This window comes from Geminocystis herdmanii PCC 6308, assembly GCF_000332235.1.
Lineage (GTDB): Bacteria > Cyanobacteriota > Cyanobacteriia > Cyanobacteriales > Cyanobacteriaceae > Geminocystis > Geminocystis herdmanii.
Map to the genome: position 1 here is coordinate 4,092,758 of NZ_CM001775.1, position 25,516 is coordinate 4,118,273.

A 25,516-nucleotide genomic window follows, 5' to 3' on the forward strand; every position below is an offset into this window, starting at 1 on the left:
TGAAAATAACCTAAGTATATTCAAGCACGACAATAATTTTTGGTACAAATGCGTAAATTCTAATAAAAAATGTTCTAAATTTTAAAAATAGTAGTATAATTAATTATCAATAGTTCATTATCAATTGCTTATGTTAGCTAGGGTTTGGAGTGCTACCGTTGTCGGCATTGATGCGGTAAAAGTTGGGGTAGAAGTGGACGTGTCGGGGGGATTACCTAAAGTTATTGTGGTAGGTTTACCTGATACTGCCGTACAGGAGTCGAGGGAAAGAGTCAAAGCCGCGCTGAAAAATTCGGGTTTTGCTTTCCCCGTCAGACAGATAACGGTGAATCTCTCTCCTGCGGATTTGCGCAAACAAGGACCAAGTTTTGATTTACCCATTAGTATCGGTATTCTAGCCGCTTCTGAACAAATTGATCCCACCTACCTCAATGATTATCTATTTTTGGGGGAGGTTTCTCTTGATGGTAGTTTAAGATCGATCGCAGGGGTGTTACCCATCGCCGTCACTGCCGAAAAATTGGGCTTTAGGGGGATTATTGTACCCAAAGACAACGCCCAAGAAGCCTCTGTAGTGGAAGGAATAAAGGTTTATGGATTGAGTAATATTAATGAGGTGGCAGAATTTTTACAAAATCCCTTCAGTTTTACCCCCACGATTTTTCAAGAAGAAGAAGAAACCGATAGTTTGCTCGATCGAGCCTATAATTTAAGGGATGTAAAAGGGCAAAATCACGGACGTAGAGCTCTAGAAATTGCGGCGGCAGGAGGACATAATTTGATTTTTGTTGGTCCTCCGGGGGCAGGTAAAACCATGTTGGCGAGACGATTATCGAGCATTTTACCTCCCTTAGATTTTCAAGAATCTTTACAAGTATCCCAGATTTATTCGGTGGCAGGATTACTCAAAAATAAAGGCTCATTAATACGAGAGCGCCCTTTTCGTAGTCCTCATCATTCCGCTAGTGGCGTGGCACTGGTGGGGGGAGGCTCATTTCCTCAACCCGGAGAAATTTCTTTGTCACATCAAGGTGTACTTTTTCTTGACGAGTTAACAGAATTCAAGCGTAGCGTATTAGAATTTCTTCGCCAACCCCTAGAAGACGGTTTCATCACCATTTCAAGAGCAAGACAATCGGTTCTTTTTCCAGCCCAGTTTACCTTGATAGCCTCTACCAACCCATGCCCCTGCGGTTATTTTGGGGATTCTATCCAACCTTGTACTTGTTCACCACGACAACGAGAACAATATTGGGCAAAATTATCAGGGCCTCTTCTCGATCGAATTGACTTACAAGTAGTAGTAAGCCGTCTCAAACCCGAAGAAATGACTACCCAAAAAACGGGAGAAAGTTCAGAGATGGTAAGGGAAAGGGTAAAAAAAGCTCGACACATAGCCCAAAATCGTTTTCAAGGGGATAACATTAGTTGTAATGCACAGATGCAAACTCGTCATTTAAGAGAATATTGTATATTAGATGATTCTAGTCGTAATTTGCTAGAAAGTGCCATCCGCAAATTAGGTTTATCCGCACGGGGTATGGATCGTATTCTAAAAGTATCACGCACGATCGCTGATTTAGCTGGAGATGAACATTTAAAGAGTCATCATTTAGCAGAAGCTATACAGTATCGTACCATCGATCGAATGCAATAAGTTAATTAATGAGAGATAAATGACTTTCACGGGTGATTTTTTCGATGGTTTCTAGGGAAAGTGAAGAATTATTTTCTAATTGATTTAACCACATTAGATATTCAATATTTCCCGCAGGTCCTGTGATGGGAGACCATGTTAAACTTTGATAGTACCATCCGAGACTCTGCGCTTGGGTTAATACTTGATGGATGGCAGAGGCTTGTAAACGAGAATCTCTGACTACTCCATTTTTGCCTACTTTATCTTTGCCGACTTCAAACTGCGGTTTAATTAATAAGATAATATCCCTTGGGGAGTCTAAAAGTTCCCATAATTTATCTAAAACTTTGGTAAGAGAGATAAATGATAAGTCCATTACCCCTAAATCGGCTTTTTCCTCGTTATTATAGAGTTTTTCGATCGATAGATGTCGAAAATTAGTCCTTTCCAATAGTATTACTCGATCGTCCTGTCGTAACTTCCATGCAACTTGTCCATAGCCTACATCCACCCCATAAACTTTAGTCGCCCCCCGTTGCAAAAGGCAATCCGTAAAACCTCCCGTAGAAATGCCCCCATCTAGGCAAATTCTCCCTTCGACGGTGATTTTAAACTCATCTAAGGCTTTGACTAATTTCTCTCCTCCCCTCGACACAAAAGGCGGTTCTTGTTCTACTTCGATCGTACTTTCAACATCGATTAATGTACCCGGTTTATCGATAATTTGTTGTTTTACCCTCACTTTTCCTGCACGAATCAATTTTTGGGCAGTCGATCGACTATCACATAATTGTTTATCTGTCAAGAGTACATCTATTCTTTCTTTGGGCATTATTTTTGATTTTAATCAAGATAAATATGTTTACGATGACCAACTTTAACTACTAAAATAATTAATTCATGATCCAAAATTTGACAAATTATACGATAATCGCCCACACGATAACGCCACAATCCTTGCATATTACCATGCAAACTTTTCCCGAATAAACGAGGGTTTTCTTGACTCGCTATTTGTTGTTTTAAATAGATAATAATTTTTTTTTGGACAGATGGATGTAGTTTTTTTAACTCTTTTTCTACCCGTGGATTAAATCTAATTTTCCAAACCAAGTCTTTTCTCCATTTCCTCAATCGTCACATAAGAATTAAGAGAATCTGATAAACGAATTTCAGCGTCTCTAATGTCTTCTAAATCCTCTAAATAACTAATGATAGCATCTTGTAATAATTCATCTTCTTTTTTGCCTAATTCATGGGCTAAGATTGATAAACGATTTTCAATATTTGGAGATAGACTAAGAGTTACCATAAGGACAAAATCGATCGTTATTTTCTACAACTAATAATATCTTTTATTTTAAACTATTAGAGATGTTTTATAGATCAGTACTTTTTTTCTTCGCTTCATTCATCACAAGGTGCAAAGGTATGTTATGCTGACGTGCGATCGAAACACAATCTTCATATTCAGGTTGAATATTAACTATATTTGAACCCTCTGTAGCTATTTTGACTCGAATTTCGCCATATTGGGTAGAAATCGTTTTAATTTCTCTAGTTAAGGCTTTCCTTTGTTGAATTTGACGACGAATGCCGATGGTGCTAGTCTCTTTAAAAATGAGAGTTTCACAGTCATTAATTTTCGACTGATGACAAATAACCGTTAACAAAACACCAAGGCGACTTTTTTTCATCATCACTGGTTGAGTAAACACATCCAGCGCCCCAATGTTTAGTAACTCATCCAACAAATAACCAAAAATTTGAGGGTTAGTATCATCAATTTGGGTTTCCAAAACGGCAATAGTTTCTAGGTTATCGATGGTTTCCCTTTCCCCTAACCACAGTCTCACAATATTCGGTATGGGTAAATCAAGATTACCAGCACCAAAGCCCATTTTCTTTAACTTCATGGTGGGGGGATTACCAAAATCCTCAGCTAAAGTAGTGACAATGGCGGCACCTGTGGGAGTAACTAATTCTTTCTCGATGCCGTTACTATATATGGGAATTTCCCTAGTTTGCCATAATTCCAATACGGCAGGAACAGGTACTGGTAAGATACCATGGGCGGCTTTGATTGTGCCTCCCCCTGTGGGCAAAGCCGAACAGTATAACTTTTGAATTTTAAGATACTCTAAACCTAAACAAGTACCGACAATATCCACGATGGCATCGGTGGCGCCAACTTCGTGAAAATGGACTTTTTCAGGGGGAATACCGTGTACTTTTCCTTCTGCTAGGGCAAGTTGTCGAAAAATTTTTAAGCTATTTTCTTTGACTTGGGGCGGTAAATTGCCGTTTTGGATAAGGTTTTCAATGGCTGGTAAATGACGATGGTGGTGATGATTAGTGTGGTGATTTAAGTCAACATGGATTTTTGTGGCGGTTTGTCCTTGTTTTTGTACTGTTTCCTGTCTTAAAGTATATTCTTCTTCAAAGTTGAGACTTTTTAAGCCATGATCAATATATTCTAAGGGTACATCGATCGAAACTAAAGCTCCTAATAACATATCTCCTGCGATACCTGTGGGACATTGTAAATAAGCGATGGTTTCCATTAAATTATTGTCGATCGAAAACTTAATTGCTTATCTATTTTACCTTTAAAGGTCGATCGATGTATTTTTCCTTTTTTATCGATAATTTTTGATATTATTTAAAAGTGGGCAAGTCATTTTATCGCCATTAACGGTTAGCAATTAGCTTTTTTAGATGAATAAATATATTGTTACTTTTTTTTCTCTGATTGTCTCCTCCAATTATTTTATCCCTAGTGTTTTCGCTCAATCTAAAATATATAACCCCATTCCTCTACAAGAAAATCAACCTATCATTGATACCCTCACTACTGATGATATTCCTACAGGAGACGGCGGTTTTGCCAGAGATTATATGATCAATTTAAACAAAGGTGATCAAATAGCTATCGATTTGATGTCCGATGATTTTGATACGGTAGTAATTTTAATGTCTGAAGATGGTGTTACGATCGCCGAAAATGATGATGCCCCCGATAGCGATAGTAACTCTCTTTTATTTACCCGTATTGCAGAAGATGGGCGTTATATCATTAGGGTGAGGGCATTTGGTGCGGTAGGTAGCGGTAATTTTACCCTTAAGTTAACTAAATTAAAACCAATTAATAATTAACAATTTTTACCTTCCCCTCCTTTGTCTAACTGATTATTCTCAAAATTATGCGCGCGGTTTTGAGGATATGTTCGAGTAAAATGTTGGTTAGGAGTAACAGCCAATTACCCCTAATCAAATTTATAGCTTAATGAGGATTTTACCATGAGTACAGTAACAGATAACAATTTAAGAGAGTTAAAGGATTTAATTAACTCTAAATTTGAGCAAGTCGATCGCAAATTCGAGCTAGTTAATGAAAAAATAGATTCTCGTTTTGAGCAAGTAGATAACAAGTTAAATGATATGAGAGTAGAAATAGCCTCAATTAAGGGTAATCAAGAAGGTTTTAGCAAAAGACTCGACAATCTTGAGTTTACTAATCGAGGTATTTTGATTAGCGTGGTTAGTGGATTATTAATCGCAACAATTACCCTGATAGTTAAATTTTTAGTTCCCCCCATAGGGTAAAACTTTCAAAAAGGCAATATTACAGCCTCTTTATAAATGATTCTCAGGTTCCGATAATAAATGTTTTCATATTTAATTCCCCCAATACTCTAATTCTCTAAAGATAAATTGTATAACCGTTTCTACCATTATTTTTGGTGGTGTATAAAGCCTTGTCTGCTTTTTTTAACAAAGCATCAATATCTGTACCGTGTTTCGGATAAATGGCTACTCCAATACTGGTAGAAGTCCTTATGGTTATATCATTACACAAAAAAGGAACTCGTATCGCCTGTACAATTCGATCGAGTATAATAATTAAATCATCTTGGGAAGTAATATCAGGCAATAAAGCCACAAATTCATCCCCTCCCCAACGGGCTAAACTATCAGCTTCCCTCAGAGAATGTTGTAATCTTTGAGCGAATTGTTTTAACAATAAATCTCCAATATCATGACCATAATTATCATTAATTTGCTTAAAATAGTCCACATCAAAAAACATCACAGCAATAACCATTTTTTTCCGTTTAGCACGGGCTAAACTTTTAGTACAAGAATGAATAAAAAAGTTTCTTTTATATAAACCTGTTAAACTGTCATGATAAGCCTGATATTTAAGTTTATTTTCTAATTTTTTTCGATCGCTAATATCCCTGAAAACAGAACAATAAACTAATTTATTTTGATAGGTAATTACACTAACACTTAACTCAACTTCTAAAGGTTTATCATTTTTTACTTTTAACTTTAATTCCTGTCTAAAACTAATTTTAGTAATTTTTAATCTCTCTAAATTTTCTCTAAATTCTTCTGGTTTATCTCCAATAAAAGATTCAATATTTTCATGAATTAACTCTTTTAAAGAATATTTTAATATCTTATTAGCAAACGCATTAACTTCAATAATTAAAAAATCTTCGGCGGTAAATAAAATAATTCCTTCAGATATTTGCTCAATAACGGCTCGATATTTTGCTTCACTATCCTTTAATCTAGCTTCAATTTCTTTCCTTTCAGTAAAATCAAATATATAACTTCTGATCAGTTTTAGCTCAGGTAAATAATGAATATATTGTTCAAAAACTTTGTTATAACAGTGTAATTCTCTGACAAATAAGTTACCATGAATTTTTTGTTCAGCTTTTAAAAGATTCGATAACACAGGATGACTCATTTTTTCTTCCGCTAAATTAGGAAATAAAAAATTAGCCGCTTGATTATAATAAGTCAATTTTCCCTGTAAATTAATCTCAATTATCGGATAAGGACTTAATTCTGCAAAAGAACTAAGTTTCGATATATAATTAGCTATATTTTCCTTCTCTAAATTTGGATCATTTTCAAAATGAAAAGTTTGATGATCTAAGGTTTTTTTAGCATAACTATCTAAATCTTTATCTATTAAAATTTCCTCAGGATTTTCTGACTTATTAATAATGTTAAAAATATCTTTTATTTGAGAGTTTTTATCAATAACAAAAAAACGAGCTTTTGCTTGTTTACTAAATTGTATTAAATCTCCATGTTCTAAATATTTATTTTGATACTGTTTATTATTAATAATTAAGCCGTTAGTACTTTTTTTGCCTGATAAACTACCATCAACAATTTTATAAAAAAATAAGTTTTCTTCTTGATTATATTCTTTAATTATTGTCGCATGATCTCTCGACACAGCTTGATCATGAAAAATTATTTCGACATCATGACGACGCCCCATTTCATACATTTCATCGGTTAAATAAATCAGACGTTTATCATTACCATCCTCGATAATTAGCAAATATAAATATTGTCCTTCTTCCCTATTTTCATCAGTTAATTTCTGTTGATGATCTAATAAGGTGTCTCGAAGATTAGATGTAAAATCGTCATTTTGATTATTCACACTCTCATTAAAGTTATCTTCATTTATAGGATTATTTATTATAACAATGTTCTTCTTTAAATGGCTAGAGATAAAGAGTTAAAATCCTTCCTACAAACAAATGTAAATATCTTTTCTTAAAAAGTCTAATATTTAAGCAAAAATACTTAAGTAAAAAAATAATAATTTGAATATCATTCTAATCAATTATTTTGAGATAATTTTAAAACGATTTATAATAATTGGTGGGCATTGCCCACCCCACAACTACTATTTAACAACGTTCTAAAATAAAAATATTACCTTGATTTCCTCTTGCTATTCTTAATGTTTCATCTAAGTAGGTAATTTCTAGCCATCCTAAAGAATTATTGTTACCTAAAATTCGATCGCCCCAATTAAAATTAAAATCAAAGGGAGGAAAATATTTTCCTGTTTCCATTTTTTTGATTAAATCTTTCGGGGAAAGATACCCTAATAACTTTTGTAATCCCACGATCGATCTTTGAAACTTTACATTCACTCTTTTGGGGGAGACAGTCTCAAAATTGGCACTAACACTAACTAAACCATCTAAAAACGGTAAACCAATAATTTCTGCAATGTTATAAATTTTAGTTGCATCTGTACGAATACATTGATAAATTTCTCCTAAATGTACTAAAGGAATGTTATCAAGTCCTAAAATACTCTTACTGGTGGTGTATAATAACCGCCAATCTCCGTTTAAAAGTTGCGGACAATTTAAGGGATTGTGGTTAGGATTATGATCTTCTAATTTTTCTACCGCCGTCAAAATATTGACTTTTTCCGTTTCCGTCACCGATAAACCCCGATTTTTACCAGCGATAACCTGTAACAATTCTGTTTTTAAACTCATAATGTTCGATCGTGCTTTAAATGCTATAATGGCAAGTTGCCCTAATTAACTATATTATTAGTTTATGAAAAATCCTGCCTTGCGTAAAGAGAAACGTTATGAACCTGCCCCTGTAATACCCCTTAAACAAGATGGTTCTCTTTTAGATTGGTTAGAAGCAAATAATCGTATTATGTACAGAGAAGAAAAAGAAGATAAAATAATCAATTTAGATTTATCAGAAGAAGAAGAAATCTCCGATCTCATCGAGGGTGAAGACGATGACTTCGATACAGATTTAGATGAATTAGATATAGACAGTGACAATGATATTATTTAAAGGTGACAAAATATGAATAATCAAAAAATTAGAGTTGGAGTCTTAGGTTTTGGTGGTTTAGGTCAAGCGGCTGCTAGAATATTACAACAAAAATCTGAAATGTGTTTAGTTGCCGTAGCAGATCAAAAAGGTTACGCTTATAATCCCGAAGGTTTAGATGCTGACACCCTCATCCCCACTTATCATGACTATGGCTCTAGTGGATATTTACCTGAATACGGTATCTTGAGTAATAATAGCATCGCTGATTTGATTCCTCAAGCTCAAGTGGATGGTTACTTTTTAGCTTTACCGAATTTACCTAATACTTTCATGGCGGATGTTACCCGTCAATTCATCGCTTCGGGGTGGAATGGGGTTTTAGTAGATGCCTTAAAACGTACCAGTGCGGTAGAACAACTTTTAACCTTACAAGAAGAACTCTCAGCTTCGGGCATTACCTATTTAACGGGTTGTGGCGCAACTCCCGGATTATTAACCGCAGTAAGTGCGATCGCATCTCAAAGTTTTATCGAAATTCATCAAGTAAAAATTACCTTCGGGGTAGGCATTGCTAATTGGGAAGCCTATCGTGCCACCATCAGAGAAGATATTGCTCACCTGCCGGGGTTTGATGTAGATAAAGCCAAAGCCATGACAGATGAAGAAGTAGAAGCATTTTTAGATCAAACTAATGGTATTCTTACCCTCGAAAACATGGAACACGCTGACGATATTATGCTAGAGTTGGCGGGTATTTGCGATCGATCTCAAGTTACTGTCGGCGGTATCGTGGATACTCGTAACCCGAAAAAACCTATTAGTACAAATGTTCAAATAACAGGGCGTACCTTTGAAGGGAAAACTTCTACCCATACCTTCACTTTAGGGGATGAAACCAGTATGGCGGCTAACGTTTGCGGACCCGCTTTTGGCTATTTGAAAGCAGGTATAAGACTTCATCGTCAAAACCTCAAAGGTTTATTCACCGCCGTCGAAGTGATGCCCTTGTTTGTGCATTAAATTTATGTTTCGTAGTAAGGGTTTTAACCCTTATTTTACTAATTTTTCCTTGATGCCTAATGAAAAATTAATTATAGTTAATGTTTAATAGCTCACCGTGTAATTTATTACACGGCTAATATGATCACGTTCAATAAATTGAACTCAACATTTTGTCTTAATTCCTCATTATTTATGAATTTGCCTCACAAAAAAATCGGTGTTGCGGTTATTGTCAACGAAGAAGGAAAAATTTTGATTGATAAACGATTACCTACTGGTTTAATGGCGAATTTGTGGGAATTTCCGGGAGGCAAAATTGAAGCTGGAGAAACCCCAGAAGACTGCATCATCCGAGAAATTAAAGAGGAATTGGGCGTTACGATCGAAATCGATCGACATTTAATAGATATTACCCATTCCTACAGTGAATTTATCGTTAGCTTATTTGTATATATTTGCAAACTAATTGAAGGACAACCTCAACCTTTAGAATGTGCCGAAGTGCGTTGGGTGACACCCTCAGAATTAGATAATTTTGAATTTCCTAGCGCTAATCAAGAAATTATTTCTATTTTGAAAAAGATGAATGAGGAATAATTTTGTACTTACTCTTTACTCGTTAAAAGTTTTTGCTTTCCTTAAATCTCCCTTAATAAGCAGGGTTTTTTCATTGTCGGGGTAAAATTACGCTTTGTCAGTTCAATTTATTGAACGAAAACTGTTAGCTTTGTCAATTTATTGCAAAGCGATTGATGTTAAGTTTGTCAGACTGCTAGGTAGTTATGAGTCGAAACCATTATCCCAAGGTGTAATTTATTACACGTCTAATAGATACCGTTCAATAAATTGAACTCAATTTCCACCAAAAATATCCTGATTTTTAATCTGAAAAAATAGCTAGATTTTTGATCAATTATAGTTTTCAGTCTGATATAATCAGTGTTGATAAGCTCCAATTTCAGGAAAAAAAGGTGCTAATTCTTCATAAATATTCAAGCCTAATTTTATTAGCATATTTTCCAAAACATGATCAGGAGAAAACCTTAAATAATTTTCGCTTATTTCTAAGCTAACATGACGATTTCCTAAATGATAAGCCGCTTTTAATAAATCTAATTTTGATTCACTTTTGACGGTAATAACAGGCTCTAATTTTGCTTTTATTCTAACAAAAAAAGTTGCTCGATCGTCCGTTAATATATCCTCTGATTCTAAGAAATTACCCCGTGATAAATTAATTTTCACCACGCTAATATTATGAGAATTTACTTCTTTTAGTTCGATCGTCTGTTTAATTTTTGTTCTCTCTTGTGCCGTTAAATATATAGTTAAATCAGGTTGTTTATGAGAGTCTAAATTTATTTTTTGAGTAAGAATAATCATCATTAAATCTTAACTAATGGGATGATGTACCGTAACTAATTTTGTGCCGTCTGGAAATGTCGCTTCTACCTGCACGTCTTCAATCATTTCTGCTATCCCTTCCATTACATCATCTTTGGTTAACAAGGTTGTACCATAACTCATTAATTCTGCCACAGTACGCCCCTCCCTCGCACCTTCTAAAATTGCTGAAGATATATAGGCGATCGACTCAGGATAGTTCAATTTGATTCCTTTTGCCTTACGTCTTTCTGCTAATAAACCTGCCGTAAAAATTAATAACTTGTCTTTTTCTTGAGGGGATAATTGCATAATTTTAGATGTTACTCAATGAAGGAAGAAAATCAAAAATTGATTATTTCCACAATATTTTAAAATTATTTTATTATATAATTGCGGTCATGCACTTTATTTTTATTAACCATGATTCCGGGCGAAATTTTTACACCAGAAGGAGTAATCGAGTTAAATCAAGGACGAGAAACTCTTAAAATTACGGTTGCTAATACGGGCGATCGACCTATTCAAATCGGCTCACATTTTCCCTTCCATAAAGTTAATTCTGCACTACAGTTCGATCGAGCAAAAACTACCTTGATGAGATTAAATATCCCCGCAGGTACAGCTATACGATTTGAGCCGGGAGACGAAAAAGAAGTAGAATTAGTCAAAATACAACCTACTCAAGAGAATTGAGAACGTGAAATTGAGCTAGATGTATTTTATACTTGGCGAGGGCATAACTTGAGTTTGGTGAAGGTAGGCAAAAGGCAAGTAGGCAAGAGGCAACTGTACATTTTGCAACATCAAATTATAACCTTGATGAGTATATCTTAATGATAACTCGGAAAATCGACTGAGATCGGGCATGGAGGTTACGGCGGATATTATTGCCAAAGAAGAAACCATACTCAAATATATTTTGCGCAAAGCAAGGTTATGGGTTGATGTGTAGAGAAAATTAAGACCGTATTATCGTATTTTTTCCGCTACACTTAAAGAGACGATCGATCGAACTAAAAACAAAGCAAATAACCCCGTCAGACCGAATAGAATCACGGAGAAGGAGTGATAAACCGTAGAAACGAGCAGGATAGCGTTCAAGAGAGAAAACCCCGTTAAACAAGTATAAATCAGGGTTTTTATCGCTAAATAAATACTGCGAGAGATTCTTTCAGCCTCCAAAGAACGAACCCTTAGTTGTAATTCTCCATCTTCGAGTTTGCCTTGAAAATCCTTTACCGTCGTTTCTAAACGGGAAGGTTTTTGTAATTGTTGTTGAATTAAAATTCTACCTTGACGAGCAACCATCAATAAGATATTATTAGGAGCAGTAGTTTGGGTAATCCGTCTAAAAAATGGCTGACTAGCAGACAACAAGCTATAGTTCGGATCGAGAGTACGAGCAATACCATCAAGGGTAGTTAAGGCTTTAATAATAAAAGTCATCTGGGGAGGCAAACGGAAAGGCTGTTGCTCAAACATGATATAAATTTCTGCACTAATTTCCCGAAAGGCATTAATATCCACAGGTTTATCTAAAAAACGGGTTAAGGAAAAACTGATTAACCGTTTAATTGCTGTCATGTCGCCGACGGGTTCGATTAAACCCATATAAACTAAAGTATCTAATACTTGATCCGCATCTTTACGCAACATCGCAAAGAACGTTTGTACCATTTGCTCCCGTGCTAATCCTTTGACTTGTGCCATCGCGCCAAAATCATAGAAAATGATTGAGCCATCGGGATTTACTGCCATATTACCCGGATGGGGATCAGATTGAAAAAAGCCGTCTTCTAATAGTTGTTTTAAATAGGTACAAATTCCCAATTCAATTAAGGGTTTAATGGGGATTCCTTTTTCTGCTAAAGTTTCTTTATCGTTAATTTTTATACCGGGTAAATATTCTAAAGTTAGTACGGTTTTAGTGGTGTATTCCCAATAAACTTTTGGTACAATAATTTTACTATCATTCTGAAAGTTATATCTAAATAATTCTGCATTTTTCCCCTCTTGAAGATAATCGATTTCGGCAAATAAAATTTCAAAAAATTCTTGATAAATTAATTTTAATTCATACTTTTTTATAGTGGGTATAAATCGATCGAGAAAATTAATTAAACTTTTTAATACTTTAAAATCAAGGTTAAATAATTTTTCTAAACCTTTTCTTTGTACCTTAATAACAACTTTTTCTCCTGTGGGTAAAGTTGCTCGATGTACTTGCCCTAAACTAGCTGCAGCGATGGGTACTCGATCGAAATCTGTAAAAATATTTTCTAATTTGTCACTTAACTCCATTTCAATAACAGTTATCGCTTCTTCAGATAAAAAAGGAGGAACTCGATCTTGTAATTGACTAAATTCTTCGACATATTCTAAAGGAATTAAATCAGGGCGTGTTGATAAAGCCTGTCCAATTTTAATGAAAGTTGGTCCCAACTTAATTAATTGTACCACTAACCATCTGGCTCTTTTATGATGTTGAGAAGCAGTATTTTTTTTGCGTAGAAAATCGAATAGAATTAATCCTGAAAATTGTATAGTTGTAAAGACAATATCCCATTGACGTTGTAAAGGGGAATAACGGTGATAATCCCATGATAAATTAGAAGGTAAAGCTCTCATTCAATCACATCGGAAATTTAAGGGTAAAAGTATTAAAATGATAGTTCGATTGGGGAACAAAAATACTGGAAACAGTTATTATCCCGTTTAAATTTTGCACTAAAGACTTTATCAAAGCTAATCCTAAACCTGTGCCACTATTTGTCACATTAGCTACCGATTTACCTTGATAAAATGGTTGAAAAATCAGAGGTTGTTCTTCTGGTTCGATCGTACATCCATAATTACTAATTGTGATAATATTATCAGATTTTTGGCTATAAATTTGTAAAGTAATATCACTTTGGGAAGCAGAGAATTTACTAGCATTGCGAAGTAACTCTTTTAAAATTAAACTCAAACTATTTAAGTCAGTATAAAGATAATCCTGTTTATTTTCAATAATCAAATTTATTTCTTTATAGTGTAATTCCTGAGAAAAAAAGTTATATAATTCATCTAATAAGGGTTTTAAATAAATTTTTTGAGATTCAAAGTTTAATTTATTTGACTCTAATTCTTGTAAAGTTAAAAGATTATTGACCAAATTAATTTCTTTTTCGCATTCATCTTCTATAATGTCTAAATAACGAATGATAGAATCATTTTTATTAACTAATTTAAGCATTTTAATCCCCATTTTCATATTAGATAAAGGGGTTTTTAAGGCATCACTTAAACTAGAAATAAATTCATCTTTAATCTTATTTAAACGTTTTAATTCTTCAATATGTCCTCGCATTTTTTGTCCTAATTTTGCTTGAACATCAAGACTAACTTTTAGTTGAGTTGTCCTTTCATCCACTAAAGATTGAACTTTAGCAACTGTTTGTTGATTAATTAGGGCAGTAGTTATTTGTTTTGCCATCCATTTTCCTGTTTCAATATCTCCTATTTGCCAACGTCTTGGCTTTTTATTTTGCATCACTAACAACCCCATAATTAAGGGAGTATAGTTGCTAATATTTCGCTGAAAAATTAAGGGAATTATTAATAAAGATTCTAATTTTTGTATGTCAAAAATATCTAATATATCGTTATCAATTTTAAGGTTATCTAATTGTTTTTTACTACTAATCTTCACAAAATTAGGTGCTTTTTGCCAACCATAACAAGTTAAAGCAGATTCTGATAATTGATAGGATAAAATAGCTTTTTTAGTGTTATTTTGAAAATTTAATTGCCAATCATAAATAATTTCTACTTCCGCAGAAGGGATTAATTGGGTGTTGTCTTGGGGAGAAAAATTGTCATACTTAAATCTTAATATAAAAACTCGATCGAGCTTAAGTATTTGAGCAGTGGTGGCAATATCATCATCAAAGATGTCATTCATTCTTATTTCAATTCTGCGATCGAAAGCTAAGTTTTATTATATGATAATAAATCCTTAATTATTAAATTTTATCTTGAAACAAGTAATAATCCTGATTAATATATTTATAATTGATGTAGTTTTAATTTGATGAAAACATGAAAAATGTATGGATGATCAATCAAGAAAATTTTTGACTCAAGATTCTGACTCTAAAGTATCTTTAGATTACGAACCTCATTTTGGTCAATATTATGAGTTTACTTATAACTATGGCAATGGTGATTTTTATTCAGGTTATGGTTATACTTCTGAAAATACCTATACAGAAGGTCAAGTATTAGATGGATTTATTAACTCTACAGATAGTAGTGGTTATTATACCATTGACTTGATTGATTCGATCGACTGGTACAATGATTCAGATAATTCTATTTATATCACTACTTACTACGACAATAGTGGTTTTGGGGAAACCAATATGGTAAATGCCTATGGTGACAACGGTTTAGGCTCAGAATCTGGTTGGATATATAGCTATAATGAGAATGAAGAAAATGAATATTTTGACAACTCTCTCGAAGTCGATTTAGATTATGAACGTTATTTTGTTCAATATTATGAGTTTACTTATTACTATGGCAATGGTGACTTTTACTCAGGTTATGGTTACACTGCTAATAACACCTATAGTGAAAATCAGACATTAGAAGGATTTAGCAACTCTACAGATAGTATGGGTTATTATACCATTGACTTAATTGATTCGATCGAGTGGTATGGTAATTCAGATAACTCTGTTTACGTCACTACCTATTATGACTCTGATACAGGTTATGGTAATCTTTCTGCTTTATCCGCCCACGGAGAAAATGGTTTAGGCTCAGAATCAGGCTATGCTTACGAACATTATAATTGGGAAGATGGACTTTATTTTGATAATCAGATCGAAATTGATCTCAATAATGACTTTGCCAAATATACTTTTACCTACTACTACAGTGGAGATAAAAACGATACTAGCCAAGATTATTATACGGGTTATATTTATGCTCCTACCGATTACTATAAAATCGGGGAGTATTTTGACTATTCCGTTGAGTTGAATGAAAGCGGATTCAATGGGAAATATTATATTGAAACGATCGAATTAGGAGAGTATAGTGATTTAAAAGGTACAATACAAATAACTAATTATTATGATGCTCAATCAGATTCTAACTTAAATGTTTCTGTAGAATCCAATAACTATACTTACTTAGGTTGGGAATATGCACACATTGAGGGAGATTATGACACCTATAATTACTTTGGTGCAGATTTTTACGAAGTAAATCCCCTTATCAAAAATCGTCAATGGGAAATAGTCGATGATGTTAATGTCTTTCTACCTGAAATTCAGACGATGGTAAAAAATAATAATATTACATCAGATAGTTTACTAAATGATACTATTGATCGTTTTCGTACGGGAGACGGTTCATATATTTTTGTAGGACAAGAAGAACAACAAGATATAGTAGAAAATCAACCCCATTTTGTCAATGAAGGAATAGCGTTTAGTGCATCCCTTGACGCACAAGATGATTTAATTGCCTTGAATCGTTTTCAACACAGGGAAAAATCAGGAGCATATTTGTACGCTACAGAGGAAGAAAGTATTAGCATTCGCCAAAATAATCCAGAATTTGTGGAAGAAGGAATAGCTTTTTATGCTTTTTCTGCTGATGCCAATAAAGGAGTTGACTTTTACCGCCTTAACAATAATGGTAGTTATATCTATGTTGCCGAAACCGAGAAAGATCAAATTATGGCACAATATTCTAATTTTATCTTAGAAGGTGTCGCATTTGAGGCGATCGTATAGTACTACTATATAGAAAAAGTTTGTAGTGATGGCTTTAGCCATTAGCCATCAACTATACTTAAGAAAATGAGGATTAAAACCCTTACTATAAACGAACAAAAAATCTTGATTAATTACTAGGCTTTAGCGTAAATTCGCCGTAAAAAAGACATATCTAAGTTACCGAAATTCACACTGAATGCCACGTTAACTTTTTCTAAACTTCTGACTAACCAACCTGCCCCTTGACTGGTAAATGATTCATAATGATTGAATAAGATGGAAAATCTTTTTTCTAGGTAGGGTTTCACTTTGCTACAAACTAAAACTAATTTTAAGAGTAAACCAATGGTTTTGGTTGTACCCATATTACTAATCATGTCCATAAAGACTAAATGACTAGGATTTTGAGGGCTATCGACAATTAAATAGTTAAATAATTGACTATAAGTACGCATTTTCAAAAATTCATCGGGTTTACTGTTATTATATTTAGGATATAGCTCCTGTAACTTGTCATAAAGTCTTTTATTAAAACTATTTTTCCCATATTTACCATCGATCGACTGTGTTACATATTCGTATAAATCATCTTTAAATAATTGATAGTTGCGAGTGTCGCTAGTGTGAGTTAAAAAACTCCGAGACACTTCTTGATAAGAGTAGCCATTTTCTACTTTCCCGACATAATGTTTTAAACTTTTTCCTAAATCTCGATCGCTCAATAGGGTAGGATTACTAATAGGTCGTATAATACGATCAGCATTCAATTCCGCCATTTTTTCCCGTCCTGCCTGTGCTACCCTGATTTGGTAGGTAACAAATTTCGATAACTTCGACTCAAATTGTTTTTCTAACTCTGTTTTAACTTTATATACCGTTTCTTGCTGTTCTGTGCTACTATCAGCACCTAAGAGACAATGATCATAAAGATAAGGATAGCGAGTAATTAAATTACCGATCACTTCTTCTTTTTTCTCAGGATGAGTTTTTCTTTCTTTTCCTTGACTAATAATCGTTGCTAAACGTTTTAATTGCTTATAATAATCCGTATGTAAAAATTCTCTGATTAACTTATGCATTATACTACAGTAAGATTCTCCATAATTTTTACTGCCTCTAGCCGGAAGTAAATCAAACAAATCGACTAACTCTACTACATAGCCTTGAGTTTTGGGATGTAACTGCCAACGGTTAACGAGAATATGACAACAACGATTTAAAATCGCAGGAAAATTATCAGAGGCTTTTTTACTACGAATTATTCGTGCTAAGATTTCTAATATCTGAGGATTGTCATAATTTCTGGCTTGAATGAATAAATAGCGAAACCTATCTAACACTTGTTGTGGTGATTGGCTTTTCACACATTCCAACAAATGATCATAAACATACTGCTCATTAACAGTAAGTTGAGTATTATGACGTTGTGATAGAGATGAAATATTCACGGCAGTTCATGATCTAGTTTATTGTGGGATTAATTATATTTATTCGACCTTTACAAGAGATGATGAAACTATATTATTTAGTTACACTAATCAAATTATAATCTAAGTCTTTAATTTATCTATCAGCTAAAATACTGAATTTTTTATTTTTTTTATCTATGAAAACTTTTACTAATCTACAATCTATCCGTGAAATTACGGAAGCTAATGATATTTCTATTCCTGCTGATATTTTAATACAAGAATGTAGTGGAGTAAGTACAGATACTCGTAATTTAAAAAAAGGAGAAATTTTTATTGCTTTAGAAGGTGAAAATTTTAATGGTCATAATTTCCTTAATCAAGCAATTGAAGCTGGAGCGATCGGACTTATTACGAATGAAAAATATACGAACTTAGAACTTAACAAAATACCAAATTTTCAAGTAAAAAATACCCTTCAAGCCTATCAAAAAATAGCCCATTGGTGGAGAGAAACCCTTGATATACCTATCATTGGCATAACTGGTTCGGTGGGTAAAACTACCACAAAAGAATTAATTTCGGCGGTATTAAGTACTCAAGGAAAAGTATTAAAAACTGAAGCTAATTATAACAATGAAATAGGTGTTCCAAAGACTCTTTTACAAATAGATGAAAGTCATAATTTTGCAGTGATTGAAATGGCTATGAGAGGAAGGGGCGAAATAGCACTCTTAACGGAAATTGTCAACCCAAATATTGGGGTAATTACCAATGTTGGAACAGCACATATTGGACGATTGGGTTCGAGGGAAGCTATTGCAAAAGCGAAATGTGAATTATTAGCAAAAATGGATAATTCGGGCATAGCAATTCTTAACGCTGATAATGATTTATTAATCAAAACTGCTTCTGAAGTGTGGGAAGGTGAAACTATTACTTATGGCTTAAATTCGGGTAATTTTCGGGGTGAATTAATCAATTCCGACACTCTGAAGGTGGATAACAAATTATATCCTTTACCTTTATTGGGAGAACATAACGCGCTTAATTATTTAGGGGCATTGGCTACAGCTAAAGTATTAGGTATCGATTTATCTATTTTAGAGGAAGGTATCGAGGTTAATTTACCCAAAGGAAGGGCAAAACGTCATCAATTAGCTAACGATATTCTCGTTTTAGATGAAACTTATAACGCTGGTTTAGAATCGATGATAGCGTCATTACACCTGTTAAAGCAAACGGAAGGCACAAGAAAAATTGCGGTGTTGGGTACAATGAAGGAGTTAGGAGAATATGCACCCCAACTTCATCGACAGGTAGGGGAAACCGTCAAAGCCTTAAATCTTGATATGTTGTTGATTTTGGCTGATGAAGATGTCACTAAAACTATGGCAGAAGGTTCGATCGACATTCCTACAGAAATATTTAGTAATCACCAAGATTTGTTACAATATCTCAACTCAACGGTTACAAAAGGCGATCGAATTTTATTTAAAGCCTCTAATTCTGTAGGATTAAGTAAGGTTGTCGATGAATTTCTCCTCAACAATTAACAATTAACAATTAACAATTAACAATGTTTCCCCCTTTACCTATTATCACTTGAGTTCGAGCTTTTCCATTCTCAATTCTCAATTTTCCATTCTCCATTATTCCTTATTCATTCTCAAAGATTCTAATTGTTTGAGTTGTGCTTGGGTTGCTCTTAATTCTTGATAGTAAAAAGTCATATTTGTCAAGTCTTTTGTTTGATCTAATTCTGTTAATTTTTGTTGACAATATTGTTTATATTTATCCAGTTTAACAGTTTCTAAACAGGCGATCGAACCTCGAATAATTTGTTCGGGTTGATATAAAACTTGTTCATCATTTTCACTTAGATTAAATAAATGAGTTAATTGTTTAGCAAAATCTGGATAATTAATCATGTTTTCTTGTACAGTGGTTAACAAAGAATTTTGCTGATTATCATTAGTAATAGAAGCAGAAGTTTGATGAATTTTTTGCCATAAAAAACGAGTCGATTTTAAGGTAAATACTAAGTCTTTATTGTCTAACTCATCCATGATAGTTTCTCGATAGTCTGGACAATGAAGATAAATTAATAGTAACAAAAATTCTGCTTGTTCTACTTGATTTTTTTGAGCAGATTTTCCCTGTTTAAAAAATGATTTTTTATTGGTTTTATTACCATATTTTGTAGCTGACATTAAACTTTGATAGATTTTTTGTAAATCAGCACTATTAAAGCTATATTGATTTTTTTTGTTACTTAAAATTTCTGCACAGTGAGATAAATAAAAATCTTTCGTGGCATTATTACTAATTTTATTGATTAATCTTACTATACTTTGAAACGCTGATTCATATTCAGCACTATTAAATAAATCTCGACTATTAATAATTTGTTCTATTTGCCAATCTAACCATAATGGGGCTTTTTCTATCAATTCTTGATAAGTTTCTCTTGATTCTGGACTCGATCGAATAAACTCATCGGCATCTTTGCCGTTCGGAATAGTTAATATTTTTAACTTTAATTGACCACTATAAACTAAGTTTTCTACTTCTTTAATCGCTCTTTCTGTGGCTTTTAAACCTGCTTTATCTGCATCAAAATTAACAATAATTTCCTTAGATTCTGTATAACGAGAAAGTTGTTTAATATGTTGTTCAGTTAATGCTGTACCTAATACCGCAACAACATTTTCTATGCCAAAAAGATGGAGAGCGATCGCATCAAAATAACCTTCAACAACGATAACTTTATTCTGTTTAATAATGCTTTTATTAGCAAAATTTAACGCAAATAAAGTCTTACTTTTCGAGAATAAATTAGTTTCAGGAGAGTTTAAATATTTAGGCTCACTACCATCTAAACTTCTTGCACCAAAGGCGATAATTTTTCCTTGAACATCTTGAATAGGAATCATTAATCTATCTCGAAAATAATCGATATAACCCTCTCCTTTCACCTTTTTTTTAATTAGCCCTGCCTGTTCAACTAACATCACTGGATAATGTTTAATTTCTACTAAATAATTATACAATGTTTGCCAACCATCAGGAGCATAACCAAGCTGAAATTTATTAATATTTTCTAAGGTTAAATGTCGATCGAGCAGGAGATAATTTAAGGCTTTTTCGCCCTCTTTTTGTTGTAAACTATGTTGATAAAAACTACTGGCAACTGCTAAAATTTCATAGAGTTGATCTCTTAAAGAAATTTGTTGTTGAATGGCTTGTTGATCTTGCAGTGCTAATGTTTTAATGGGAATTTGATACCGTTGCGCTAAATTAAAAATCACATCCCGAAAAGACTGTTTGCCAATTTCCATCAAAAATTTGATCGCACCGCCACCAGCGCCACAACCAAAGCAATAATATAATTGTTTACTCTGATTTACGGTAAAACTAGGGGTTTTTTCATCATGAAATGGGCATAAACCCACAAAATCTCGTCCTTTTTTTTGCAAGACGACATAATCTGATACTACTTCGACTAAATCAACTTTTTCTTTTACTTCCTCGATCGTATCAGGATGCAGACTAATATTTTCCACGACAATGACAAGACCAAATCTATTACTTCAGTTCAAATCTTATCATTTTCCTAAGCTAAAGTTTCAGGGCGATACCCTAAACCTCTGATAAATTCTTGACGAAAACTCTCGATCGCATTACTTTTTGGAGTTCCATGAGATACGATCGCCACCCGATAATTACGCATGACTTCAATGGGAGAATCACCTATATCTAAACTCCAAAACACCATTTCTAAACGCACAGCAACATGAAAAGGAGTACCTAATTCCGACAAAAACGCCTTAACATTAGTATCATCCATTGGCGACAAGACATAGGGAGTTTTTATTCTGACAACCCATCCATTGACTTGATGAAGAATAGTTAAAGATGCACCTTTAAGAAAAGCCATATTTTCCACATAATCCACTACCCTTAAAGTTAAACTCGCATTCGGTAAAAAATAAACATACTCCATATCACTATCCTCAAAAACTTTCTTATTATCTTTATTATCGGTTATTGAGAAAATCCTACATAGAGTTAAATTACCCGTTTCGATCGAACATATCTGGGTATAATTCCCCATAAACAATTGAGAATTGAGAATGGAGAATGAAGAATGAAGAATGAAGAATGGAGAATGAAGAATGAAGAATGAAGAATGGAGAATGAAGAATGAAGAATGAAGAATGAAGAATGAAGAATGAAGAATGAAGAATTAATTATTAACAATTTTTCTCCCTAACTCCCTAATTCCCCAATTCCCCAATCCCCCAATCCCCTAACTCCCTAACTCCCTAATTTTCCAGACTACTGCTGATAAGAGGGAAATAAATCTCTAGGGAAGTCTTCCGCACTCAAACAAGTTTCCATGGCTTTAGTCGGATTTGCGGTTTGAGGTGTACGAGATAAGCCAATAACACATTCAGAATGTCTTAAAGGTAAAAGACTAGCCTGACAGGTATCTAACGCCATTTGAATAGGTGTTACCGAAGTTGTCTCAGTGGTTTCGATAATTGGTTCTATGGAGTTTTCGGCGGTTTCTGTCACCGTAGAGGCTGTTTTGGAGGTATTACTTTTATTATTTGCCATTAAAATATCTCTATTAATATTGACAACACAACTACTTAAATCTAAAGGTCTTCTTACTTGATAGCAACTTTTAAGCGCTTCGATCGATTTTATATTGGTATTAGTCGAAATATTTTTCACACAAGTTGATAATTCTGTGGGTACTAAAGCATCAGCACATCCTGTCTGAGCTTGTTCTACAGGAACACCACTAGCAGTTAATTCTCGAAGACAAACATCAAAAGAATTATTATTCGCTTTGACAGTGGAAGGAAAAATAAAAGTAAATAGAGTTGGAGTAACAAGAATAAGGGTTGTTAATTTTAAAATATTTTTCATGACGATTAATGTAAAACTATATCTCAAATAATATAGCAATCCTAGGAATTTATGAGATCAAATCCTAAACTTGAGTTTCCGTCATTTTTAAGACATAGACAGTTACTATTATGGACAAAGATATTTTTCTAACCAATTAACCAAATCATCCTCTTGAATTTTTCCTTCAGCTAAATCTATCATTGTGAAAACAACTTCAGATTCTGCTACATTGAGAGTCTTACCATTTACCTTTAAAAATGCAAACATTACTTGAAAAGCCGTACGTTTATTACCATCAATAAAAGGATGATTTTTGACAATTCCATAGGCAATAGCCGCCGCTAAAAAAATTAAAGTCTTTCCTTCATAGAGATATATGTTTTTTGCTCGTGCTAAAGCAGAAGATAATAAACCAGCATCTCTAATTCCAAAACTCCCTCCATATTCTCGGATAAGATCATCATGAATAAGTATCGCTATATCTTCAGAAATCCAAATATAATTATCCATCGGCAAGTTCGATCATCGCATTATGATATTTTGCTTTTCCTTCTTTATAGGCTGTCATTATTGTCTCAATATGAGGCTCGAAAGGCTTAATTTGAATACTATCTCCCGTCACAATAATATTCATTTTATCCCCCTCTTTTAGTGCTAATTGATCTAATATCTCTTGAGGAAAGGTAATTCCAAGAGAATTATCGATTTTTTTTAACTTTGTTTCCATATTTTTAGGCTCATTTTCATTTTCAAAAATCTCAAGTGGGCGAATACCATTCGCCCCTACAGTGGTTAATTGCTCATCGATAAGGAGGGTTTTTGTTCAAACCAAGCACTGGCAAGGATTTGTTCCGAAATTTGACGACTGGTTAACCCTAAATCGGCGATCGATTCATTGGGTGTAGCATGGTCAACTAAAATATCGGGTACACCAAAACGTTTTAATTTTGCCATGACATCATTATCCGTCAAGGCTTCCGCCACGGCTGAACCAAAACCACCAATTAAACTACCTTCCTCCAGAGTGACAACTTTACCAATTTTTTCCGCTAAAGGTAAGATTAGTTCAGTATCAAGGGGTTTCACGAAACGAGCATTAATAACAGTGGCTTCGATACCATGTTCGCTTAAAATCTCAGCAGTTTGCATAGCAGTATTAACCATTGTGCCGTAACCAATAAGCAAAATATCGTCACCGTTGCGTAAAATTTCCCCTTTACCGATTTCAAGAGCTTCCCAACCTTCTTCTGCTAAGGGTACACCTAAACCATTACCACGAGGGTAACGCATGGCGATCGCACCATCAGTATAGTTAATACCTGTCACCATCATACGCTGTAATTCCGCTTCATCTTTCGGCGCCATCATCACCAGATTAGGAATACAACGCAGATAAGAAATATCATACATCCCTTGATGAGTTGGTCCGTCAGCGCCCACAATTCCAGCCCTGTCTAAGCAGAAAAATACTGGTAACTTCTGAATACACACATCATGGATAATCTGATCATAAGCTCTTTGTAAGAAAGTGGAGTAAATAGCCACAACAGGACGCATCCCCTCACAAGCCAAACCAGCCGCCAAAGTTACAGCGTGCTGTTCTGCAATACCTACATCAATATATTGATTGGGTAATTTTTGTTGTAACTTATCTAACCCTGTACCCGTTGCCATAGCCGCCGTGATACCGATAATTTTCGGGTTATTTTGGGCTAAAGTGGTGAGGGTATGGGCGAAAACTTTGGAATAACTGGGAGGCTTGGGTTTTGTGGAGGGAATAGGCTTACCAGTGGTTAAATTAAACGGACTTTGAGCATGATAACCCACTTGATCTTTTTCGGCGAGGCTGTACCCTTTCCCTTTTACGGTAATAACATGAACTAAAACAGGGCCTTTTACTTTATGGGCTTTGTTGAAAGTATCAATTAATTCTTTGAGGTTATGACCATCGATCGGACCAAAATAGGTAAAGCCCAACTCCTCAATTACTGCCCCAACTTTAGGCATAGCAAGGCGTTTCATGGCTTCCTTGAGGTTTTTCATCTCAGGGGAAAGGTTCGCACCATCACCAAAGAAAGGAAAGTGTTTGAATTGTTCTTCTAAATTATCGGTGATAAACTGAATCGGATCAGATAACCGCACTTTGTTCAAATAACGAGAAATCGCGCCCACGTTAGGAGAAATGGACATCTCATTATCATTTAACACTACCATCATGTTTGTATTGGGTAAATGTCCAGCGTGGTTAATGGCTTCCAGTGCCATACCCCCCGTTAACGCGCCATCGCCGATAATGGATACTACTTTGAAATTTTCCCCCTTACTATCCCGTGCTAAAGCCATGCCTAGCCCTGCGGAGATGCTTGTGGAGGCGTGTCCTGCTCCAAAATGGTCAAATTTGTTCTCCGATCGTTTTAAGTACCCAGCAACCCCGTCTTTTTGCCGTAAAGTGTGAAAATTTTTGTATCTTCCTGTCAATAATTTATGGGGGTAAGCCTGATGCCCTACATCCCAAAGTACTTTATCTTGATCTAAATCGAGGGTTTGATATAAACCGATGGTTAATTCTACCACCCCTAAACCAGGTCCTAAATGTCCTCCAGACGCTGCGATCGTCTCTAAGTGCTTCTCTCGTATTTGGTTCGCAATATCTTCTAATTCTCGAATAGATAAACCGTGCAATTGATTGGGGTGAGTTATCTCGCTTAAGTGCATTATTTTAAATTCCCTATACTATTAATTGACTAATC

The 25,516-nt window shown here is 34.3% G+C and carries 27 protein-coding genes; 9 read left to right on the forward strand and 18 right to left on the reverse strand.

The annotated features are described in order from the left end of the window. The first annotated feature begins 130 nt into the window (after positions 1-130). A complete protein-coding gene (locus SYN6308_RS20370) occupies positions 131-1,657 on the forward strand; it encodes a YifB family Mg chelatase-like AAA ATPase (protein ID WP_017296316.1) in 1,527 nt (508 codons plus the stop codon). Between the two features lies 1 nt (position 1,658). Here SYN6308_RS20370 and SYN6308_RS20375 read toward each other — a convergent pair whose 3' ends face one another. From SYN6308_RS20375 to larC, 4 genes are all read right to left on the reverse strand, one after another. Next, positions 1,659-2,471: a TlyA family RNA methyltransferase gene (locus tag SYN6308_RS20375; protein WP_017296317.1), complete on the reverse strand. Its 813-nt coding sequence runs from the start codon at positions 2,469-2,471 to the stop codon at positions 1,659-1,661. Between the two features lie 11 nt (positions 2,472-2,482). Continuing rightward, the gene (locus tag SYN6308_RS20380) at positions 2,483-2,752 is read right to left on the reverse strand and encodes a type II toxin-antitoxin system RelE family toxin (protein WP_017296318.1); all 270 of its coding nucleotides are present in this window, start codon (positions 2,750-2,752) and stop codon (positions 2,483-2,485) included. Then, entirely contained in the window at positions 2,736-2,951 is a 216-nt protein-coding gene (relB, locus tag SYN6308_RS20385; RefSeq protein ID WP_017296319.1) for a type II toxin-antitoxin system RelB family antitoxin, read from the reverse strand. Before relB ends, SYN6308_RS20380 begins: the two co-directional genes overlap by 17 nt. A 67-nt stretch (positions 2,952-3,018) precedes the next feature. Then, entirely contained in the window at positions 3,019-4,203 is a 1,185-nt protein-coding gene (larC, locus tag SYN6308_RS20390) for a nickel pincer cofactor biosynthesis protein LarC (RefSeq protein WP_017296320.1), read from the reverse strand. 154 nt (positions 4,204-4,357) lie between these two features. On the opposite strand from larC, the gene SYN6308_RS20395 reads away from it, so the two are divergent. Both SYN6308_RS20395 and SYN6308_RS20405 read left to right on the forward strand, forming a co-directional pair. Beyond that, a complete protein-coding gene (locus SYN6308_RS20395; RefSeq protein ID WP_017296321.1) occupies positions 4,358-4,795 on the forward strand; it encodes a PPC domain-containing protein in 438 nt (145 codons plus the stop codon). A gap of 144 nt (positions 4,796-4,939) precedes the next feature. Further along, positions 4,940-5,245: a hypothetical protein gene (locus tag SYN6308_RS20405; RefSeq protein ID WP_017296323.1), complete on the forward strand. Its 306-nt coding sequence runs from the start codon at positions 4,940-4,942 to the stop codon at positions 5,243-5,245. 97 nt (positions 5,246-5,342) lie between these two features. On the opposite strand, the gene SYN6308_RS20410 is transcribed toward SYN6308_RS20405, so the two are convergent. Together SYN6308_RS20410 and SYN6308_RS20415 are read right to left on the reverse strand one after the other, a co-directional pair. Next, entirely contained in the window at positions 5,343-7,115 is a 1,773-nt protein-coding gene (locus SYN6308_RS20410) for a diguanylate cyclase domain-containing protein (protein WP_017296324.1), read from the reverse strand. Positions 7,116-7,368: 253 nt separating this feature from the next. Continuing rightward, the gene (locus tag SYN6308_RS20415) at positions 7,369-7,974 is read right to left on the reverse strand and encodes a PAP/fibrillin family protein (RefSeq protein ID WP_017296325.1); all 606 of its coding nucleotides are present in this window, start codon (positions 7,972-7,974) and stop codon (positions 7,369-7,371) included. A 64-nt stretch (positions 7,975-8,038) separates the two neighbouring features. Between SYN6308_RS20415 and SYN6308_RS20420 the strand changes: the two genes are divergently transcribed. The 3 genes from SYN6308_RS20420 (at position 8,039) to mutT (ending at position 9,874) form a co-directional block, all read left to right on the forward strand. Beyond that, positions 8,039-8,293 (forward strand): DUF3134 domain-containing protein, encoded by a 255-nt coding sequence (locus SYN6308_RS20420; protein ID WP_017296326.1) that lies wholly within the window; start codon positions 8,039-8,041, stop codon positions 8,291-8,293. A gap of 12 nt (positions 8,294-8,305) precedes the next feature. Continuing rightward, positions 8,306-9,295 (forward strand): (S)-8-amino-7-oxononanoate synthase BioU, encoded by a 990-nt coding sequence (bioU, locus tag SYN6308_RS20425; RefSeq protein WP_017296327.1) that lies wholly within the window; start codon positions 8,306-8,308, stop codon positions 9,293-9,295. Positions 9,296-9,469: 174 nt separating this feature from the next. Continuing rightward, entirely contained in the window at positions 9,470-9,874 is a 405-nt protein-coding gene (gene mutT, locus SYN6308_RS20430; protein ID WP_017296328.1) for an 8-oxo-dGTP diphosphatase MutT, read from the forward strand. A 339-nt stretch (positions 9,875-10,213) separates the two neighbouring features. Here mutT and ureE read toward each other — a convergent pair whose 3' ends face one another. Continuing rightward, the gene (gene ureE / locus SYN6308_RS20435; protein ID WP_017296329.1) at positions 10,214-10,663 is read right to left on the reverse strand and encodes an urease accessory protein UreE; all 450 of its coding nucleotides are present in this window, start codon (positions 10,661-10,663) and stop codon (positions 10,214-10,216) included. A 6-nt stretch (positions 10,664-10,669) separates the two neighbouring features. Then, complete coding sequence (gene ureA / locus SYN6308_RS20440; RefSeq protein WP_017296330.1) at positions 10,670-10,972, reverse strand: urease subunit gamma; 303 nt, start codon at positions 10,970-10,972, stop codon at positions 10,670-10,672. A gap of 111 nt (positions 10,973-11,083) precedes the next feature. Between ureA and SYN6308_RS20445 the strand changes: the two genes are divergently transcribed. Continuing rightward, the gene (locus tag SYN6308_RS20445; protein WP_017296331.1) at positions 11,084-11,356 is read left to right on the forward strand and encodes an urease subunit beta; all 273 of its coding nucleotides are present in this window, start codon (positions 11,084-11,086) and stop codon (positions 11,354-11,356) included. 15 nt (positions 11,357-11,371) lie between these two features. Here the strand turns inward: SYN6308_RS20445 and SYN6308_RS25230 are convergent, their stop codons facing one another. Genes SYN6308_RS25230 through SYN6308_RS20460 form a run of 3 tightly spaced genes read right to left on the reverse strand, consistent with a single transcriptional unit; the run spans position 11,372 to position 14,606 of the window. After that, entirely contained in the window at positions 11,372-11,575 is a 204-nt protein-coding gene (locus SYN6308_RS25230) for a hypothetical protein (RefSeq protein ID WP_192816142.1), read from the reverse strand. Positions 11,576-11,632: 57 nt separating this feature from the next. Continuing rightward, positions 11,633-13,291 (reverse strand): ABC1 kinase family protein, encoded by a 1,659-nt coding sequence (locus tag SYN6308_RS20455; protein ID WP_017296332.1) that lies wholly within the window; start codon positions 13,289-13,291, stop codon positions 11,633-11,635. Between the two features lie 4 nt (positions 13,292-13,295). Then, a complete protein-coding gene (locus SYN6308_RS20460) occupies positions 13,296-14,606 on the reverse strand; it encodes a sensor histidine kinase (protein ID WP_017296333.1) in 1,311 nt (436 codons plus the stop codon). Between the two features lie 148 nt (positions 14,607-14,754). On the opposite strand from SYN6308_RS20460, the gene SYN6308_RS23620 reads away from it, so the two are divergent. Then, a complete protein-coding gene (locus SYN6308_RS23620) occupies positions 14,755-16,452 on the forward strand; it encodes a hypothetical protein (protein WP_017296334.1) in 1,698 nt (565 codons plus the stop codon). Between the two features lie 116 nt (positions 16,453-16,568). On the opposite strand, the gene SYN6308_RS20470 is transcribed toward SYN6308_RS23620, so the two are convergent. Further along, a complete protein-coding gene (locus SYN6308_RS20470; RefSeq protein ID WP_026102194.1) occupies positions 16,569-17,882 on the reverse strand; it encodes a hypothetical protein in 1,314 nt (437 codons plus the stop codon). Positions 17,883-18,040: 158 nt separating this feature from the next. Here SYN6308_RS20470 and SYN6308_RS20475 point away from each other — a divergent pair, with 158 nt between their 5' ends. After that, positions 18,041-19,399, forward strand: a complete 1,359-nt coding sequence (locus SYN6308_RS20475) for a UDP-N-acetylmuramoyl-tripeptide--D-alanyl-D-alanine ligase (protein ID WP_017296336.1) — start codon at positions 18,041-18,043, stop codon at positions 19,397-19,399. A gap of 96 nt (positions 19,400-19,495) precedes the next feature. Here SYN6308_RS20475 and dnaG read toward each other — a convergent pair whose 3' ends face one another. The 6 genes from dnaG to dxs all read right to left on the reverse strand — a co-directional run bounded on the left by dnaG (position 19,496) and on the right by dxs (position 25,481). Beyond that, positions 19,496-21,409 (reverse strand): DNA primase, encoded by a 1,914-nt coding sequence (gene dnaG, locus SYN6308_RS20485; protein WP_017296337.1) that lies wholly within the window; start codon positions 21,407-21,409, stop codon positions 19,496-19,498. 50 nt (positions 21,410-21,459) lie between these two features. Beyond that, positions 21,460-21,960 carry a hypothetical protein gene (locus tag SYN6308_RS20490; protein ID WP_017296338.1) on the reverse strand — a complete coding sequence of 167 codons (501 nt, stop codon included), beginning with the start codon at positions 21,958-21,960 and terminating at the stop codon, positions 21,460-21,462. A 224-nt stretch (positions 21,961-22,184) separates the two neighbouring features. Beyond that, positions 22,185-22,784, reverse strand: coding sequence for a hypothetical protein (locus tag SYN6308_RS20495; protein ID WP_017296339.1), 600 nt, complete (start codon positions 22,782-22,784; stop codon positions 22,185-22,187). Positions 22,785-22,892: 108 nt separating this feature from the next. Next, complete coding sequence (locus SYN6308_RS20500) at positions 22,893-23,276, reverse strand: type II toxin-antitoxin system death-on-curing family toxin (RefSeq protein WP_017296340.1); 384 nt, start codon at positions 23,274-23,276, stop codon at positions 22,893-22,895. Further along, positions 23,269-23,493 carry an AbrB/MazE/SpoVT family DNA-binding domain-containing protein gene (locus tag SYN6308_RS20505; RefSeq protein ID WP_017296341.1) on the reverse strand — a complete coding sequence of 75 codons (225 nt, stop codon included), beginning with the start codon at positions 23,491-23,493 and terminating at the stop codon, positions 23,269-23,271. Before SYN6308_RS20505 ends, SYN6308_RS20500 begins: the two co-directional genes overlap by 8 nt. Before the next feature lie 65 nt (positions 23,494-23,558). Further along, positions 23,559-25,481, reverse strand: a complete 1,923-nt coding sequence (dxs, locus tag SYN6308_RS20510; RefSeq protein ID WP_017296342.1) for a 1-deoxy-D-xylulose-5-phosphate synthase — start codon at positions 25,479-25,481, stop codon at positions 23,559-23,561. Positions 25,482-25,516 lie beyond the last annotated feature (35 nt).